Source organism: Paenibacillus sp. FSL R5-0490 (genome assembly GCF_001956215.1).
GTDB lineage: Bacteria > Bacillota > Bacilli > Bacillales > Cytobacillaceae > Cytobacillus.
The window spans coordinates 78,927-95,327 of sequence record NZ_MRTQ01000008.1 but is presented as its reverse complement, the minus strand read 5'-3'; the positions used below and the strand labels follow the sequence as shown (position 1 = coordinate 95,327).

General features: G+C 42.2%; 19 protein-coding genes. 10 read left to right on the top strand and 9 right to left on the bottom strand.

What is annotated here, in order from left to right:
• Positions 1-9: 9 nt before the first annotated feature.
• Positions 10-1,332: a 6-phospho-beta-glucosidase gene (locus tag BK139_RS08355; RefSeq protein ID WP_076257890.1), complete on the top strand. Its 1,323-nt coding sequence runs from the start codon at positions 10-12 to the stop codon at positions 1,330-1,332.
• A gap of 63 nt (positions 1,333-1,395) precedes the next feature.
• Positions 1,396-2,094, top strand: coding sequence for a chitin disaccharide deacetylase (gene chbG / locus BK139_RS08350; protein WP_076257889.1), 699 nt, complete (start codon positions 1,396-1,398; stop codon positions 2,092-2,094).
• A 41-nt stretch (positions 2,095-2,135) separates the two neighbouring features.
• On the opposite strand, the gene nagE is transcribed toward chbG, so the two are convergent.
• Complete coding sequence (nagE, locus tag BK139_RS08345; RefSeq protein ID WP_076257888.1) at positions 2,136-3,512, bottom strand: N-acetylglucosamine-specific PTS transporter subunit IIBC; 1,377 nt, start codon at positions 3,510-3,512, stop codon at positions 2,136-2,138.
• 276 nt (positions 3,513-3,788) lie between these two features.
• On the opposite strand from nagE, the gene nagB reads away from it, so the two are divergent.
• From nagB to BK139_RS08330, 3 genes are read left to right on the top strand one after another with little or no spacing between them, the layout of a single operon-like run.
• The gene (gene nagB / locus BK139_RS08340) at positions 3,789-4,526 is read left to right on the top strand and encodes a glucosamine-6-phosphate deaminase (RefSeq protein ID WP_076257887.1); all 738 of its coding nucleotides are present in this window, start codon (positions 3,789-3,791) and stop codon (positions 4,524-4,526) included.
• A 14-nt stretch (positions 4,527-4,540) separates the two neighbouring features.
• On the top strand, positions 4,541-5,278 hold the full coding sequence (locus tag BK139_RS08335) for an SIS domain-containing protein (protein ID WP_076257886.1): 738 nt from the start codon (positions 4,541-4,543) through the stop codon (positions 5,276-5,278).
• A 4-nt stretch (positions 5,279-5,282) separates the two neighbouring features.
• Positions 5,283-5,465, top strand: a complete 183-nt coding sequence (locus tag BK139_RS08330; protein ID WP_286148280.1) for an aspartyl-phosphate phosphatase Spo0E family protein — start codon at positions 5,283-5,285, stop codon at positions 5,463-5,465.
• Between the two features lie 265 nt (positions 5,466-5,730).
• On the opposite strand, the gene BK139_RS08325 is transcribed toward BK139_RS08330, so the two are convergent.
• The 4 genes from BK139_RS08325 to BK139_RS08310 all read right to left on the bottom strand — a co-directional run bounded on the left by BK139_RS08325 (position 5,731) and on the right by BK139_RS08310 (position 10,214).
• Entirely contained in the window at positions 5,731-7,671 is a 1,941-nt protein-coding gene (locus BK139_RS08325; protein WP_076257885.1) for an ABC transporter permease, read from the bottom strand.
• Positions 7,661-8,422 carry an ABC transporter ATP-binding protein gene (locus BK139_RS08320; protein WP_076257884.1) on the bottom strand — a complete coding sequence of 254 codons (762 nt, stop codon included), beginning with the start codon at positions 8,420-8,422 and terminating at the stop codon, positions 7,661-7,663. The genes BK139_RS08325 and BK139_RS08320 overlap by 11 nt, the downstream gene beginning before the upstream one ends.
• A gap of 99 nt (positions 8,423-8,521) precedes the next feature.
• A complete protein-coding gene (locus tag BK139_RS08315) occupies positions 8,522-9,526 on the bottom strand; it encodes a sensor histidine kinase (RefSeq protein WP_076257883.1) in 1,005 nt (334 codons plus the stop codon).
• Positions 9,519-10,214 carry a response regulator transcription factor gene (locus BK139_RS08310; RefSeq protein ID WP_076257882.1) on the bottom strand — a complete coding sequence of 232 codons (696 nt, stop codon included), beginning with the start codon at positions 10,212-10,214 and terminating at the stop codon, positions 9,519-9,521. The genes BK139_RS08315 and BK139_RS08310 overlap by 8 nt, the downstream gene beginning before the upstream one ends.
• Positions 10,215-10,346: 132 nt before the next feature.
• Between BK139_RS08310 and BK139_RS08305 the strand changes: the two genes are divergently transcribed.
• Positions 10,347-10,805, top strand: coding sequence for a hypothetical protein (locus BK139_RS08305; protein WP_076257881.1), 459 nt, complete (start codon positions 10,347-10,349; stop codon positions 10,803-10,805).
• Between the two features lie 45 nt (positions 10,806-10,850).
• On the opposite strand, the gene BK139_RS08300 is transcribed toward BK139_RS08305, so the two are convergent.
• Entirely contained in the window at positions 10,851-12,008 is a 1,158-nt protein-coding gene (locus tag BK139_RS08300) for an MFS transporter (protein WP_076257997.1), read from the bottom strand.
• 31 nt (positions 12,009-12,039) lie between these two features.
• Positions 12,040-12,435 carry a MarR family winged helix-turn-helix transcriptional regulator gene (locus BK139_RS08295; protein ID WP_083675329.1) on the bottom strand — a complete coding sequence of 132 codons (396 nt, stop codon included), beginning with the start codon at positions 12,433-12,435 and terminating at the stop codon, positions 12,040-12,042.
• 396 nt (positions 12,436-12,831) lie between these two features.
• Here BK139_RS08295 and BK139_RS08290 point away from each other — a divergent pair, with 396 nt between their 5' ends.
• From BK139_RS08290 to BK139_RS08275, 4 genes are all read left to right on the top strand, one after another.
• The gene (locus BK139_RS08290) at positions 12,832-13,551 is read left to right on the top strand and encodes a GTP pyrophosphokinase (RefSeq protein WP_076257996.1); all 720 of its coding nucleotides are present in this window, start codon (positions 12,832-12,834) and stop codon (positions 13,549-13,551) included.
• Positions 13,552-13,565: 14 nt separating this feature from the next.
• Entirely contained in the window at positions 13,566-13,991 is a 426-nt protein-coding gene (locus tag BK139_RS08285) for a DUF5392 family protein (protein ID WP_076257879.1), read from the top strand.
• A 13-nt stretch (positions 13,992-14,004) separates the two neighbouring features.
• Positions 14,005-14,613, top strand: coding sequence for a TetR/AcrR family transcriptional regulator (locus BK139_RS08280; RefSeq protein ID WP_076257878.1), 609 nt, complete (start codon positions 14,005-14,007; stop codon positions 14,611-14,613).
• Positions 14,614-14,735: 122 nt separating this feature from the next.
• Positions 14,736-16,001 (top strand): L-lactate MFS transporter, encoded by a 1,266-nt coding sequence (locus BK139_RS08275; RefSeq protein ID WP_076257877.1) that lies wholly within the window; start codon positions 14,736-14,738, stop codon positions 15,999-16,001.
• A gap of 41 nt (positions 16,002-16,042) precedes the next feature.
• On the opposite strand, the gene BK139_RS24320 is transcribed toward BK139_RS08275, so the two are convergent.
• Together BK139_RS24320 and BK139_RS08270 are read right to left on the bottom strand one after the other, a co-directional pair.
• The gene (locus tag BK139_RS24320) at positions 16,043-16,171 is read right to left on the bottom strand and encodes a zinc ribbon-containing protein (protein WP_258750365.1); all 129 of its coding nucleotides are present in this window, start codon (positions 16,169-16,171) and stop codon (positions 16,043-16,045) included.
• 12 nt (positions 16,172-16,183) lie between these two features.
• Positions 16,184-16,399 carry a heavy-metal-associated domain-containing protein gene (locus BK139_RS08270; RefSeq protein WP_076257876.1) on the bottom strand — a complete coding sequence of 72 codons (216 nt, stop codon included), beginning with the start codon at positions 16,397-16,399 and terminating at the stop codon, positions 16,184-16,186.
• Positions 16,400-16,401 lie beyond the last annotated feature (2 nt).

Below are 16,401 nucleotides of genomic sequence, written 5' to 3'. Positions count from 1 at the left end.
GGTAACAGAATGGCACAGCAACCAGATAGTATTAAAATAGCCGTAATTGGCGGAGGTTCAAGCTATACACCTGAATTAATCGAGGGCTTTATCAAAAGACAGCAGGAACTGCCTGTCAGGGAAATTTGGCTTGTGGATGTGGAGGAAGGACGAAATAAGCTGGAGATTGTCGGGCAATTGGCAAAGCGGATGGTAGAAAAAGCCGGAGTTCCTATCCAGATTCACCTCACTTTAAATAGGAATGAAGCGCTTGAAAATGCCGATTTTGTTACAACTCAATTCCGTGTCGGTCTTCTGGATGCAAGAGCGAAAGACGAGAGAATTCCGCTGAAATATGGAGTCCTGGGCCAGGAAACCAATGGCCCGGGAGGATTCTTTAAGGCACTCAGAACCATTCCGGTCATAATGGAGATCTGCCGCGAAATGGAAGTATTGTGCCCCAATGCATGGCTCATCAATTTTACCAATCCGGCAGGAATGATTACAGAAGCAGTCCTGCGATACAGCAATATTAAAAAAGTAGTAGGTTTATGCAATGTGCCGATTGGAATGGAGATGGGGGCAGCACAGTTAATGAATGTGAATCACAGCAGAGTCAGCATTGACTTTGCAGGACTCAATCATCTTGTCTACGGACTTGATGTCTATATCGATGGAGTAAGCGTCAAGGATGAGCTGATGAAGAAGCTTACAGACAAAGAAAAATCGATCACAATGAAAAACATCCATGCGATGGGTTGGGAACCTGAATTTCTGCAGGCATTAAATCTGCTTCCATGTCCTTACCATAATTACTACTATAAGACGCGCGAAATGGTGGAAGAAGAAATCAAAGCCGCATCAGAAGGAGGAACCCGGGCCGAAGTGGTTAAAAAGCTGGAGGAAGAGCTATTCCAGTTATATCAGAATCCGGATCTTGCTGAAAAGCCTCCCCAGCTGGAAAAAAGGGGAGGGGCTTATTACAGTGATGCAGCATGCAGACTCATTCACTCGATTTATACAGATAAAAGGGATATACAGCCGGTTAACACCCGGAATAATGGTGCTATTGCTGGCCTTCCGTCAGATTCAGCCGTGGAAGTCAGCTGCATGATAACGAAAGACGGACCGAAGCCAATAGCGGTCGGGGAACTTCCAGTAGCAGTCAGAGGGCTGGTACAATCCATTAAATCCTTCGAAAGGGTGACCATAGAAGCGGCCCTGACGGGTGATTACAATACTGCTCTTCTGGCGCTGACGATTAATCCGCTGGTGAGTTCCGACAAGATAGCTAAAAAAATACTTGATGAAATGCTCGAAGCCCATCGTTCCTATTTGCCGCAATTTCAATAAAATTTTGCAGGGCAGCATTATTTTCAGGCTGCCTTGCATCTATTTAACCGGAGGCCTCTAAATATGATAAACCTCATCGTCAATGCAGATGATTTTGGATATAGTCCCGGCGTGAATTATGGAATTTTGCACAGCTATTTATATGGAATTGTCAATTCCGCCACCATGATGATGAACATGGCCGGAACCGTGCAGGCCCTGGCTATGGCGAATCAATATCCGGGGTTACGAACTGGCGTCCATTTAGTCCTTACATGCGGGAAGCCGTTATTATCAGATAGCATAACCTTAACTAAAAAAGATGGATACTTCAGATCTCAGGGGGATTTAGCGGGAATCTCTCTTGAAGAACTGGAGCGGGAGTGGTCTGCACAAATTGACCGGTTTATCGGGGCAGGTCTTATCCCTTCCCACCTGGATAGTCATCACCATGTTCATACACGGGATGAGTTTCTTCCAGTAGTACAATACCTGTCCAAAAAGTACGGTCTCCCTTTCAGAGTAAATGGCGATTTTGCGCTTGAAGGGGTTAAGAGCCATACGGACAGGTGCTTATTGGATTTTTACGGAGATGGCATTCAGGAAGACTATTTCATTACTCTTGCAGAAAAGGCTGAAGACGGGGAAACGGTGGAAGTCATGTGCCATCCGGCATTTGCCGATCTATTGCTGATGGAGGGGTCTTCTTATAATTTAATGCGCTTAAAAGAGCTTGATATACTCTGCACGGCAAAGCTTCCGTCTAATATTAAGCTGATCTAATAAAAAAACAGTGTCCGCATCGGACACTGTTTTTCAGTCAATTACTTCTTTATTTTCTTCATCTCATCTGCAACAAACTCAACGTCTGTTCCAACAATGATCTGCAGATTCGTTTTGCTTAATTTCATGATTCCTTTTGCACCATGTGCTTTCAGTGCGCTTTCCTTCACTTTTTCCATATCAGCAATGGTTAAGCGCAGGCGTGTCGCACAGTTATCAATGCTAGTGATGTTGTCAGCACCGCCAATATCTTTAATAAAATGGCTGGCCATGACTTCGTACTTGTTATTGCCTGATGATACAGGTTCATCTTCATCTTCCACGATATCTTCGTCCTCTTCACGGCCTGGTGTTTTCAGGTCTAATGCTTTAATGAGTGCATAGAAGATAACAAAGTACAGAATAGCGTAGATGACGCCAATTCCCAATAGCAGCATCGGCTTTTCAGCGATATTAAAGTTCAGTGCAAAATCTAGCGCGCCTGCTGAAAATGTGAATCCATCCCGTATGCCAAGTAAGGATGTTACCCACATGGAAACCCCGGTTAAGATGGCATGCACTCCATATAATAGAGGTGCGATAAACATAAAGGAGAACTCGATCGGCTCTGTAATACCAGTCAGGAATGAAGTCAGCGCAAGACCGATGAACATTCCGGAAACCGCTTTTCTTTTTTCAGGCTTAGCAGTTGCAATGATCGCAAAGGCAGCAGCCGGCAGACCGAACATCATCACAGGGAAGAATCCAGTCATGTAAGCTCCAGCTGATGGATCTCCTGCGAAGAATCGGGCAATATCTCCATTAACTCCTTCAAATTCGCCGAACTGGAACCAGAATAAACTGTTCAACACATGATGCAGACCCAATGGAATTAATAGGCGGTTCATAAAGCCGAATATACCTGATCCCAAAGCGCCAAGACCAATAATCCAGTTGCCCAATGCATCGATTGCACCCTGGATTGGCGGCCAGGCAAACCCTGCGATGGCAGCCAGAAGAATCATGGTGACGGATGTAATAATCGGAACGAAGCGGCGTCCGCTAAAGAATCCAAGCCAATCCGGAAGCTTGATATCATGGAAGCGGTTATATAATAATCCGGCTATAATACCGGCAATAATACCGCCGAGTACTCCCATATTGATATTTTCATCGATGGCAATTGCACCCTCGGTCAGCACCAGAAAACCGATGGCACCGGAAAGGGCAGCAGCCCCATTATTATCCTTCGCAAATCCCATCGCAACCCCAATGGCAAATATAAGTGCCAGGTTCGAGAAAATGGCATTGCCGGCATTGGCGATGAACGGAATACCCAATAAATCATCTTGTCCAAAGCGGAGCAAAAGACCAGCGGCAGGCAGGACAGCAATCGGAAGCATTAATGCCTTACCAATTCGTTGTAAGAATCCTAACATATTGATCTCTCCTTAATAAAAAATAATGAATAAGAAAGCGTTTTACTAAACTGTCGTAATCATACCAAAATATAAATATAGTTGTCTATACCATTTTCAAAAGAAAAAGGTATTACATTTTAAAATAAGGTTTTCTTTAGTGCTTAAATTGGTATAGACAACTATACTTTGTGGTGGTACGATAAGAAGTATAAATGGGTATAATTGATTCCAATATTTTGCCTTCATTAGTGCAAATATATTCTTATTCAGCTTTTTTGCAGGGAGGAACTCATGATGGAGATCATCAAAGTAAACAACTATGAAGAAATGAGTAAAACCGCAGCGGAGTACATCATCAGGAAGGTACGCCAATTTCCTGAAGCGACGTTCGGATTGGCAACCGGGAGCACACCTGTGGGAACATATAAACGATTGATTGAAGATTATAAGGATAACGGAACATCATATAAAAAGGTGACAACCTTTAATTTGGATGAGTATATCGGTCTTTCCGGAGAAAACCCGCAAAGCTACCGATATTTTATGGATTCTCAATTATTTAACCATCTCGATATTGGTAAGGAAAATACTTTTGTCCCAAGCGGTACGGCCGAGGATTTGGCAGCAGAATGCCGAAATTATGAGAGTAAGCTTAAAAACCATGGCGGCATTGATTTGCAAATTTTGGGAATCGGCAATAATGGACACATTGGCTTTAATGAGCCTGGCACGTCGTTTTCATCTAAAACTCATATTGTTGATTTAGCAGATTCCACTATTAAAGCCAATGCCAGGTTTTTTAATACGATTGAAGAGGTGCCGACCCAAGCCATTACCATGGGAATCGCTACGATCATGCAGAGCAGGGAGATTCTCCTGCTTGCTTCAGGTGAAGCAAAAGCCGATGCCATTGGGCAGCTTCTTGGAAATGGAGTTAATGAGCAGTTTCCTGCATCAGTATTAAGAAATCATCCGAATGTAAAAGTGATTGCAGACGAAGCAGCACTAAGCGCATCCAAAGTCAGGGTATAAATGGGGTAGGAAATATGCTGGAGAAATATCTAAATGACATAAAAGAATTATTGTCTATTGTGGAAAAAGAAGAAAGTCAAAAAATGAAAAAAGCAGCCCGTGCATTGGCTGAGTGTATCCAAAACAATGGAATTATACATGTGTTTGGCTGCGGGCATTCACATATGCTAGGGGAAGAACTGTTTTACCGTGCAGGGGGGCTTGCCCCCATCAAACCCATTTTTGTTGAGGATTTAATGCTGCATAAAGGAGCAGTCCGTTCTTCTTCTTTAGAAAAAGAAAATGATTTTGCAGGGGGATTTATGGGGAATGCGGATATCCGGCCGAATGATGTTGTGATTGTGGCATCCACTTCAGGCAGGAATCCAGTACCGGTGGATGTAGCTGAAATTTCAAAAGCCAGCGGAGCATTCGTGATAGGAATTACTTCCCCGAGCTATGCTGAAACGCAGTCCTCCCGCCATAAACACGGAAAGTATCTGTTTTCATCAGTGGACCTGGCGATTGACAATCATATCGAGCCAGGGGACGCATTGATGCAGCACCCAGCTATGGGGATTAGTTTCGGCTCCGCCTCATCTATTATTGGCTTTGCAATTGTAAACAGCCTGATGGTGGAAGCAGTGGAAGTGATGATTGAAAACGGGTTCGAACCGCCCATTTTTAAAAGCGGTAATGTAGATGGAGCAGAACAGCATAACCTCGAGCTGGTAAAAAGGTATAAATCCCGTATACCCTTGCTGGAAGGATAACGGAATGGATTTAACTAACGCAATTGAACAGACCAGGCAGGCAATGATCCAATGCATTTATTCGAAGGGGCTAACAGATATAGAGACCTTGAAATTAAGCCAGGAACTGGATAAGTTAATTGTTGAATCACAGCGATTGAAACGAGATGCTAAAAAATCGGACCCTTATGAGGTAATTTGCAAATAGAGATGAAGAAATTGCAAATAAGTAAGGTAATTTGCAAATAGCCTGGGCAAACCTGCAAATAAAATGGAAAACCTGCAAATAGAGTGGGAAGACCTGCAAATAAAGAGAAGTTCGAAAAACAAGCACTGGCCATTTTGCAAATAAACTAGGAAAACTTGCATATAGACGCAGATAACCCGCAAACAACCTCTGCTAATCGATAACGAATCCAAATTCCAACACAGAAAAACCGCTCAGGCCATCATACCTGAGCGGTTTTTCCGTCCTAAAGTGCATCCTTTATCACTTTTTTTGAATACATCACAGACAGTATTCCGAAAATCGAATAAAGAACGGTGTAAAGAACCATAACCAGGATCATCGGCATCCAAAGCTCACTGCCGAAGAAGAACCAGCCGGATTTGACGGCAAAGTAGCTGTGCAGAAGGCCGACCACCAGCGGTATTCCAAAGTTGAAGGCCATTTTGGATTGAATCCCGCGCAGCAGGTCTCCCTTTGTAAAACCAAGCTTCCGCAGGATTGTGTAATTTGGCTTTTCTTCCTCACTCTGATCCATTTGCTTGAAATAAAGGATGCAGCCCGAAGTGACAAGGAAGGTCAAGCCGAGAAAGCCGACAATAAACATAATCAGCCCCATATTCATTTTCTGCCTATTGCTCATTTCCATCTGAGACTCTGCACCTATGCCGAATTCCATCTCTTTAAAAAGTGTATTGGCTTTTTCGATATCGCTGTCCTTTTTCATATCCACTCCGATGGAAAGTGAATGCACCAGCTGGATCTCTGGATTAAGGTCAGCTTTCAGCTCTTCAAACACCTTTTCATCCACAATGGCCACGGGCAGTCCGCCTGATGTAAAATAAAACGGGATGACAAAGTCTTTATTCAATCCCAAATATTTTTGTTCAATGGTTTTTGTTTTTCCTTTAAATTCAAGATTTCCTGATTCCTTGAGCGTCATGAACTTCTGCAGGGCATCATTATATCCTGTCAGAACAGTTTCTTTCGGGGAAAGCTCCACGCCGGAAATGGACTTTTCGCTTACAACAGGCAGATGCATGTTTGGCGAATCAAAACCCATTTCATTCAGGTTGACATCCAGGATGTCCTTCATATTGGCTTCCACCTGTAATACTTCCATGCTATGTTCCTTATAGTCTAATCCCTTTTCCTCAAGCCTGTCGGTATACTTTTCTGCATCCTCCCGGCTTGTGAATGAAAAGTGGGAAGGGAGACTATCCTGAGCTGACTTTTCCGCTGAGTAGTAAGAAATATAGCTTAATGACAGCAGCCCGATCGCAAGGGCGGACACAGTTGTAATTATTGTTAAAAGCAGGGCACTCGACTTCATGCGGAACATGATGGAGGACAATGAAAGAACTTCATTAACATTCAGGTATCCATCTTTTCTTTTGCGGATCAGGCTTGCGATAAAGCTGACCGATCCTTTATAGAAAAGATAGGTTCCAATGATAACGGAAGCAAGGATGAACACCATCGCCATAAACAGCTGGTTCGTTGATGTGAAATCCCCTCCAAATAAAAGGGAAGACACATAATAGCCTGCTATGATTAAGGCTAAGCCAAGCGCGCCCAAGATCATTTCCCAGATGGACAGCTTTTTGACTGTTCCTTCAGAAATCGAAACCACCCTGAATAATGATAGTATGGTTTGTCTTTTGATAAATATAAAGTTCATCAGCATGATGAAAACATAAATTACCGTAAAGACGATGACAGTCTGCACAAGCGCCTCACTTGAAAAGTGCAAGGATGCTATTCCTTCAACACCTGTCAATTTAAAAAGAACCATTAGTATCAATTTCGAAACCGAAAAGCCGATAAAAATCCCAATGATCAAGGAACCAAAATACAGCATGAGATTTTCCAGGCTAAGCAATCTGAAAATCTCGTTCTTTGTCATACCGATCAGCTGAAAAAGACCGATTTCTTTGCTTCGCCTTTTGATAAAAATCGTATTGGCATACAGAAGAAAGATGGAAACGATCGCCACGAGCAGGATGGACGCCGTCTTGATGGCAGCCGCCCCTTTAATAGACCCCTTTGCTTCAGACATTGATGGATCATATTGAAGGGTGACAAAGGCGAAATAGAGCGCGACACTGAAAACAAGCGCGAAAACATAGAGATAATAATGTTTCAGATTCTTTTTCAGATTGCGGAGGATGATGGTATTAATGCTCATGCTGCACACCGCCCAAAACGCCCTGTGTTTTCATAATATCCTTGAAAAAAGCCTGTCTTGATTGATCACCCTTATTTAGCTGTGTATAGATCTGACCATCCTTAATGAAAATAACCCGGCTGCAGAAGCTGGCTGCTACTGGATCATGGGTGACCATGATGATTGTTGCTTTCCTTTTCTCATTTAAATCACTTAACTTATTTAATAAGTCTGATGCTGATTTCGAATCGAGCGCGCCTGTCGGCTCATCAGCGAAAATAATGCTTGGCTCATGGATAAACGCACGAGCTGCAGAAGTCCGCTGCTTTTGCCCGCCGGAAATTTCGTTTGGATATTTATCCTTTAACTCTAAAATGCCAAGCTCTGCCGCCACCGCTGCAAACTTTTCATCTGCCTCTTTTTTTGGTGTTTTGCTGATGGAAAGGGGAAGAAGGATATTTTCCTTCACTGTCAATGTATCCAGCAGATTATATTCCTGAAAAATAAATCCGAGATGCCTCTTGCGGAACTCAGCGAGCTGTTTTTCCTTCAGTCTTGTCATTTCTTTTCCTTCAATGTTGATTTCTCCGCCGCTTGCACTGTCAATAGAAGAGAGCACATTGAGAAGTGTGGTCTTCCCTGAACCGGAAGCGCCCATAATGCTTACAAATTCACCCGTTTCAATCTTCATATCAATTCCTTTTAATACTTCCTGCCTATTAAATTTATTGCCGTAGCTTTTATGAATTTTTTTGGCTTCAAGTACAGTCACGTGTAATCATCCTTTCTTTTATAGCTTAATTATAGAAGGGTAAAACTATGTAAATCCTTCGATTGGACGAACAAATAGCAAAAGCATGTGACAATTTTGTCACATGCCTGTTATGCTGACGAAATCATTGCGGGTAGGGAAGACAAGTGTCATGGTGGTGCCTTTGCCTAAAACAGACTCTGCATGGATGTTAATTTTGAGCTGGTCTGCGGCTTTTTTGGCTAAATATAACCCCATGCCTGTTGCTGCATTTTCATGGTGTTTTGCAGTAGATGTGAATCCCTTCTCAAAGATTCGCGGCAAATCCCTTTGATCAATGCCTCTGCCAAAATCCTGAATCCTTAAGGAGATTTTTCCGTCATACTGCGAGCTCGAAATGAAAATATCTGATTCCTCACTATACTTCACAGCATTGGTTAGTAGCTGGCGAATGATAAAGCTGAGCCATTTGGCGTCGCTCAGGGCACCTGTTTCTTCCATTTCCATTTCAAAGCCAATGCCTTTTTGCATGCACCAGGACTGAAGAGATTTAATCTCACTGAATAGGATATCTTCAAGATTAACTATTTCAATATACAGGTCATTTTCCATAGAAGGAATCCGCTTTTGATGCAGCTGCTGATCCAGAAGAAGGTTGATGCGCAGCCATTCGTATGTAAGGGCGGATTTAAGGTTCTGATCCTCGATCCGGTCAATCATGAGATGCATGGCAGTCAAGGGGGTTTTGACTTCATGAATCCAGGAAAGCAGTTCATCTTTTTCCTGCTCGAGCAGTGTCCAATTCCGGGTGTGCTCCTGTTTAAACCGCTCGGTTTGGTTAACCAGGCTCGATTCTATTATTTTTTCAAAAGGACTTTCACACTCCGGTATGCTCGTCAGATCCAGATTTACTTCACTCTCTGCTACTTCTCTGTAAAATCGTGTTTCTTTTTGATAACGGATTAAAAAGAATCCAGTAAAAATGATCGAAGACAAAAAGGCGTAATAAAGGAAGGGCCTAAGAGATATGGCTGAGTCGATATATACTACAAAGGCCGCAAGCACCTGAAGGAAACCGAACAGCAGGATCCAGCTTAACCGTTCCCTGATATATTTCCTAAACATGCGGGGCTTCCTCTTCAATTGCCATATAACCCTGGCCGACCTTTGTTTCGACCCTGGCGCCAAGCCCAAGTTCATCAAGCTTTTTCCTTAGTCTGTTAACATTAACCGTCAGAGTATTGTCACTAATGAATCGCTTGTCATCCCATAGGCTATTTATTATCTCATCCCTGCTGACAATTTGATTTTTTCTTTCGATGAGAAGCTTTAATATGTAGATTTCATTTTTCGTTAATTCTATAGAACCACTCTCATTTGAAACCGTATTTTTTTCAAAATCAACCGCCGCACCGCACCAGGTTTTAAGGTTATTCTGAACGGCACTATAGTTATAGACACGTCTTAGAATTGCCTGGATTTTTGCAATTAGCACATCGAAGTGGAAGGGCTTTTGGACGAAATCGTCAGCGCCAAGCTGCATGGACATGACCTGGTCTGTGGGGTGATCCCGGGATGACAGAAAAATAATTGGCACATTCGAATGTGAACGGATCATCCGGCACCAATGAAACCCGTCGAACTTCGGAAGCTGGATATCGATAATGACCAGATCCGGCTGAATGCCGGCAAACTCCTTCATGACCCCACTGAAGTCCTGAATTCCATAGACTTCATAAGACCACTGGGAGAGTCGGTCTTTAATTTCAGTAAAAAGGGAGGCATCATCCTCAATTAAAAGCACTTTAAACAAATCAACTCACCACACTTTTGCATTTTCCTTCCATTATTTATTGTATAGGAAAAAATAAAGGTATGCCAGATTGTTTCCGCGCTGTGGTAAAATAGGGTAAAAAGCTGCAAATCACGAAAAGGGTGTCTGCTCTTGAGTAAAAAAACGATTTTTTGGATCCTGTGCTTCCTGTTTTCATTCTTTGGATTTTACCTTATAGAACATGTTTTTACGGTCAATCCGCATGTGGTTTCCGGCAATGGGAATTTAGGCATCCTAGTCATCTTTCTATTTACACCTGTCTTTATTTGCAGTTGGGTTTATACTTTTAAACTGGTAAAAGGAAAAATGGTGAAAAATCGTAAAACCACAATAGGAATCTTACTTTTTGCAATTGCCGTATGTGTTTTGCTGGTGATTGGCATCAATGATTACAAAAGTGAGCTGATTATGGCTCTTGGAGGGACGCCGGGTAATCCGGAATCGAGAATTTACCGTTTTGGCTGGTTCAATCAATATACAAATAGTTTGTATTTTAATGTGTATACCTTTATCTTATCCCATTTATTAATCGTGATATCAGGCACCATTTCAGCTTTGAGGAAAATATAGCTATAAATAAAATCCCGCCGCAGGGAATGTGGCGGGATTTTTATATTAAGCTGATTCTTTCAGGATACGATTCTGCATAGTTTCTTTCTTCCCATGCAGGAAATAATATAAAATCGCTGACAATAATACAAACACGGCCATCATGCCATAGAGTTTGCCATACCCTGTAACCGGAATAATGAACCCAAGCAAATAGGGCCCAAATCCCAGGCCTGCATCAAGAAAAATGAAAAACGTTGACGTCGCCAATCCCATCCGATGTGCAGGTGTCAGCTTGACGGCCACGGCCTGGGTGCAGGACTGCATGTTTCCAAAGCCAAGACCAATCAGTGCTCCAGCCAAAAGAAGGGTAAAACTGCTGTTTGCTGTGCTGAGCACAAACATGCCTGCCGCAAATAGGATAAAAGCGGGGTACATCACATAATTTGCTCCTTTAGAATCCATCAGCCGGCCGGTAAATGGACGTGAAACCAGGACAGCAGCTGAGTAGATGAGAAAGAAAAAGCTCGCAGCCTTTACTAAATCGACTTCCATTGCGTAAAAGTTGATAAAAGAGAGGACACCGGAATAAGCAAATGCAATCGCCAGGGTAATAAATGCGATCTTAACCGCTTTTGGCTCGATAAAGCTGGAAAGCTGAAAGCCTGGCTTTTTCACATCTGAGGTTTCAACGGCCGGAACATATAAAAAGAAGGTTGTCATAAGGGCAATAATACCGATGGCCAGACAGAAGACAAAAATCACTTGGAAAGAAACTTTTTGCATCATTAATAGGCCTATGAATGGCCCAACAGCTGTCGCCAGTGTTGTGCTCATACTGAAGTAGCCAATTCCTTCCCCCTTGCGTGCTGCCGGAATAATTTGTGCCGCGATGGTTCCAGTCGCCGTGCTTGCCACCCCTAAAGCAATGCCATGTATAAACCTTGTCATCAGCAGGAAAGCAATTCCAACGCTTTCGAAATACAAAAGAGTCGTCAGCGTAAAAAAGATCAAGCCGATAAAAAGGGTTTTTTTGCGTCCAATCTTATCAATAGCCCGCCCGATATAAAGTCTACCAATGAGCGTCCCAATGATAAAAATGCCTGTCACAAGCCCGGCCTGGCTGGTTGTGGCACTATAGTAATCCACTGCAAAAACAGCGATAGTCACCATCAGCAGATAGAAAATCAATGTTAAGAAAAAATTAACCGATGAAACAATCATAAAATCCTTTGTCCAAAGCTTCGAATTCAATTTATAACTCTCCCTGCAGTAAATTTTTGCGGATCTCACTCATCAGGCGAATTCCTTCCAGCTGTTCTTCCTCTGAAATTCCTTTTAAAATATCCTGTTCGAATTCATCGATTGTGGCGCGGACTTCCTGATAAACCTTCCTGCCGGCAGCAGTCAGCTGCATTCTTTTTTCCCGTTTGTCTTTAGTCGGCACCGGTTCTAAATAGCCCATTTCCTCCAATTTTGCAATCGTCCGTGTCACCGTTGGTTTTTCAACGCCAAGGTAATGGGAAAGCTCCACCAATGTAACGGAACCATCGTTAAACATGTAATACATGATGGACCATTGAGCCCGGTATAATTGATGCTTGCTTAACTCAGTATTCAGCCTATTTTCAAATGGGCGATACAATAGCACAAGGTGATGAAAAAAACGATGGAATGTTTCGATCTTAATAACCTCCCATTTGGTTACCTTGAGTAATAGTTATCAAGAGTAACTAATTATTTAATAATTATACAGTTTAAAATGATGACATGTAAATAGGCTAGAGCTGTGTTTCTAAAACAGCTATCCATTGAATCAAAAGAAGTCAAATTTGTGACATTGTGTCATATTCAGTTGACGTATGACACGTTGTCATATACAATTCAATTGTAAGGATGACACTGTGTCATATCGAGGTGAAAGCATTGTCCAAAATTCAATTGCTTATTTCTAAATTGCAAAAACAGGGGGTAAATGCAGAAGTCTGCAAAAAGCCATCCAGTTTTAAGCCACCCAAAAATAAGGCTGAAATTCAAAGGAGTCCATATGGCCACAAATACGCCTGAGCAAGTTACACTGAAGGAATTAAGGACAGATTTAGTGCGTTTTATGATGTCCTACAAGTTCGCATTGGAAGAAATAAACACGAAATTAAATATACTTAAAGAAGAATTTCAGTATGTGCATGACTATAATCCGATTGAGCATATAAAATCACGAATTAAATCTCCAGAAAGTATATTTAAAAAGCTGCAAAGAAAAAAATTGGATATTTCCTTAGAATCCATTAAGCAAAATATCAGGGATATTGCGGGCGTCCGCATTACATGTTCCTTTGTTTCCGATATCTACAAGATCAAAGACATGCTTGAAAGCCAGAAAGATATAACCGTGCTCGAATGCAGAGATTATATTCAGCATCCAAAGCCAAATGGCTACCAAAGCCTTCATCTGATTGTTCAGATCCCCATTTTTATGTCTGACAGGGAAGAGCTGGTTCCTGTAGAGATTCAAATACGGACGATAGCGATGGACTTCTGGGCGAGCCTCGAGCACAAGATTTACTACAAGTACAATAAAGAAATTCCGCAAAGAATAGTGAATGAACTGAAAGAGGCAGCTGACACAGCTTCACGCCTTGATCGGAAAATGGAGAATCTACATGATGAAATGATTGCTTTAAAACAGCTGGATGATGAAGTAGCCATGACTTTTTCGCCCGAAAGCCTGCAATTTCTGCTGGGCCATAAAGGGATTAAAACTTAAAGGAGACGAAATAAATGCAAGTGTGGACAGATATGCCGAATTTCGTAAAAAGAGAGCTTGAACAGCTTGAAGAAATAGTATCTCCCATCATGAAAAAAGCTTCCAGATATATTTTTTGGTCTACACCCTTGATTATTCTGTCACTAATCAATCTCATGACCTTGTTTTTCACCGTTCAGGATGAGAAAACATCGCCGGCAGCCATTCTGATTTACGCGATTATTGGTGCGCTCGGTTTCGCACTTTCTAAAGAAGGGAAGCATCAGCAGCTGGAAATTCAAAAAATGAGCTTACAGTACATGAAAGAACGGATTTCTAAAAGCCGATTTGCTTCTGATCCTATTAAAACGAGATATCAAGCATTGATCAATGAGAACCCCAGAAAGGCTGTCCCTTATTTTATCCAATTCTTAAAGGAGGAAAAAAGAGGCTGGCAATAAGGAGGAACAAAATTTGCCGAAAATTACTTTTTTCAATTTGCCTGAAGACAAACGTGAAAATTTAGTCCATGCGGCCAAAAAGGAATTTGCCCGCGTGCCGCTTTACCAGGCATCCATATCCAATATCATAAAATATGCCAAAATCCCGCGCGGCAGCTTTTATCAGTATTTTGATGACAAAGAAGATGCTTTTTTCTACTTATTAAATAGCCATGTGTCTGCTTATAAGATGTACTTTCTTGAAACGCTCCAAAAAAATAATGGTGATATTTTTGATGCGATGATCGATTTTTATACAGCCATCATTACAGAAGAAAAAGAAAATCTGCAGTTTTTGAGGAATTTGTTTCTTAATATGACGCACCGGATCGAAAATGTTATGGCAAGAAGCTTCGGGGAAAATGACCTGAATGAAAATTTTAAGAAAATCAGCAATCTGATTAATAAGGATCGGCTGAATATTCAGGACGAGCAGGAGCTTTTCCATATGATGCAGATTATTTCTTCTGTCACGTTTCATAATATCGTTAAAAAATTTGCAGGGGAGCTGCCATTCGACGAAGCTGTCCAAAATTACAAAAAAGAAATCTATTTACTGAAAAAAGGGTTCGTATCGGAATGATTTTCAGAAAGCCTGTCTCTAAAAGGATTAGAGACAGGCTTTTTTGGGAAGGTAAAAAATAGCATGGAGCTTATTCCTTATAAGGGGAATAAATAAAACAATATTCAGGAAAGGGGTTATTTATGGCGAACAAGAACAGATGGCTGATTGCCCTTTCAGCCGTCGCCATTCATTTATCAATTGGTTCGGTCTATGCATACAGCGTTTATCAAAATCCATTGAAAGAAACGCTGGGCTGGGAAAAAACCGACGTCTCACTGGCATTTACCATTGCCATTTTTATTCTTGGAATTGCGGCAGCCTTTTTTGGCCGGTTTGTAGAAAAACGGGGGCCTAGAGTGTCAGCCATGATAGCTGCTGTCTTCTTTGGAATTGGGATTATTGGATCCGGGTTTGCCATTCAAATGGAGAACTATATCCTATTCCTGATTTTCTTCGGTGTCATTGGGGGGCTGGGTCTTGGCTTTGGCTATATTGCACCTGTCTCCACACTGGTAAAATGGTTTCCTGACAGAAGGGGACTTGCCACCGGGATGGCAGTTATGGGCTTCGGTGCAGGGGCTCTCATTACAAGCCCGATTGCCAGCAGATTAATGATTGCCACATCGATTCCGACAACCTTCTACATCCTTGGAATCAGTTATTTTGTACTGATGATTTTGGGAGCACTTTACATCGCTAAGCCGCCAGAAGGATGGGCACCTGAAGGAATGGAAGAGAACAGGGAAGAGCGGCCGGTAAAAGCGGACCTGGCACAGATGACTGCCAATGAAGCGATTAAGACGAAGCGTTTCTGGCTGCTTTGGATTATGATGTTCATCAATATTTCTGCAGGTATCATGATTCTCTCCGTTGCCGCACCAATGGCACAGGAAATCACTGGAGCCAGCGCCATCACAGCAGCAAGCATCGTTGGCATAATGGGTCTCTTTAATGGAGGCGGAAGAATTGGCTGGGCATCTGCATCCGATTATCTTGGAAGAGGAAATACATATATGACCTTCTTCCTGATCCAGGTGGCAGCATTCTTCATTCTTCCATTCATCACAAACTCGTTTATCTTTTCTGTTTTCCTTTATATCATTGTTTCATGCTATGGGGGCGGATTTGCATCGCTTCCGGCCTTTATCGGAGACCTGTTTGGAACCAAGCAGCTTGGCGCGATTCATGGCTATCTGCTAACATCGTGGTCGATCGCCGGTGTGGTCGGACCTATGCTTGTATCCAACATATATGAAAATACGCAAAGCTATACGATTACCTTCTATGTATTTGGCACCATGCTTGCCATCGGTTTCATCGTCTCCTTGCTGATGAAGCGCGACATTAAGAAAATCAGAACGGAGAAGAAGCAAAAAAGAACAAGCGGTCAGCTTGTGACTGAATAAAGAGAAAAACTCCTGCCGGGTCAGCTGGCAGGAGTTCTTTATTATTTTTCAAATGAAAATGGATGAACGCGGTCATTGGAGCAATCCGGGCAGATAACCAGCATATCAAGACTGTATTCCTCTTCTTCCGTTTCCTCTATGTGCCCGCAGATTTCACAGACCTTTGCCAAAGTAAAACCCCCTTATTCATCACTTGACAGGATGCTATATCCGCAGTCTTTAATAGCCTGTTCAAAATCCATGAAGGAAGCAGCATCTTCATCAAATGAAATAACTGCTTCACCACTCATGGAATTCAGCTTAATCTTCCGTACACCCCAGACATCATACAGAGCTTTGCTTAGTTTTTCTTCATCCGTCTGATCCATGTTTTCAATAGATACTGTTCGAGTAATCATGA

Excerpts from the sequence above, each read along its gene's own strand:
- BK139_RS08355 (WP_076257890.1), top strand. The coding sequence starts at position 10 with ATGGCACAGCAACCAGATAGTATTAAAATAGCCGTAATTGGCGGAGGT.
- chbG (WP_076257889.1), top strand. The coding sequence starts at position 1,396 with ATGATAAACCTCATCGTCAATGCAGATGATTTTGGATATAGTCCCGGC.
- nagE (WP_076257888.1), bottom strand. The coding sequence starts at position 3,512 with ATGTTAGGATTCTTACAACGAATTGGTAAGGCATTAATGCTTCCGATT.
- nagB (WP_076257887.1), top strand. The coding sequence starts at position 3,789 with ATGGAGATCATCAAAGTAAACAACTATGAAGAAATGAGTAAAACCGCA.
- BK139_RS08335 (WP_076257886.1), top strand. The coding sequence starts at position 4,541 with ATGCTGGAGAAATATCTAAATGACATAAAAGAATTATTGTCTATTGTG.
- BK139_RS08330 (WP_286148280.1), top strand. The coding sequence starts at position 5,283 with ATGGATTTAACTAACGCAATTGAACAGACCAGGCAGGCAATGATCCAA.
- BK139_RS08325 (WP_076257885.1), bottom strand. The coding sequence starts at position 7,671 with ATGAGCATTAATACCATCATCCTCCGCAATCTGAAAAAGAATCTGAAA.
- BK139_RS08315 (WP_076257883.1), bottom strand. The coding sequence starts at position 9,526 with ATGTTTAGGAAATATATCAGGGAACGGTTAAGCTGGATCCTGCTGTTC.
- BK139_RS08300 (WP_076257997.1), bottom strand. The coding sequence starts at position 12,008 with ATGATTGTTTCATCGGTTAATTTTTTCTTAACATTGATTTTCTATCTG.
- BK139_RS08290 (WP_076257996.1), top strand. The coding sequence starts at position 12,832 with ATGGCCACAAATACGCCTGAGCAAGTTACACTGAAGGAATTAAGGACA.
- BK139_RS08285 (WP_076257879.1), top strand. The coding sequence starts at position 13,566 with ATGCAAGTGTGGACAGATATGCCGAATTTCGTAAAAAGAGAGCTTGAA.
- BK139_RS08275 (WP_076257877.1), top strand. The coding sequence starts at position 14,736 with ATGGCGAACAAGAACAGATGGCTGATTGCCCTTTCAGCCGTCGCCATT.
- BK139_RS08270 (WP_076257876.1), bottom strand. The coding sequence starts at position 16,399 with ATGATTACTCGAACAGTATCTATTGAAAACATGGATCAGACGGATGAA.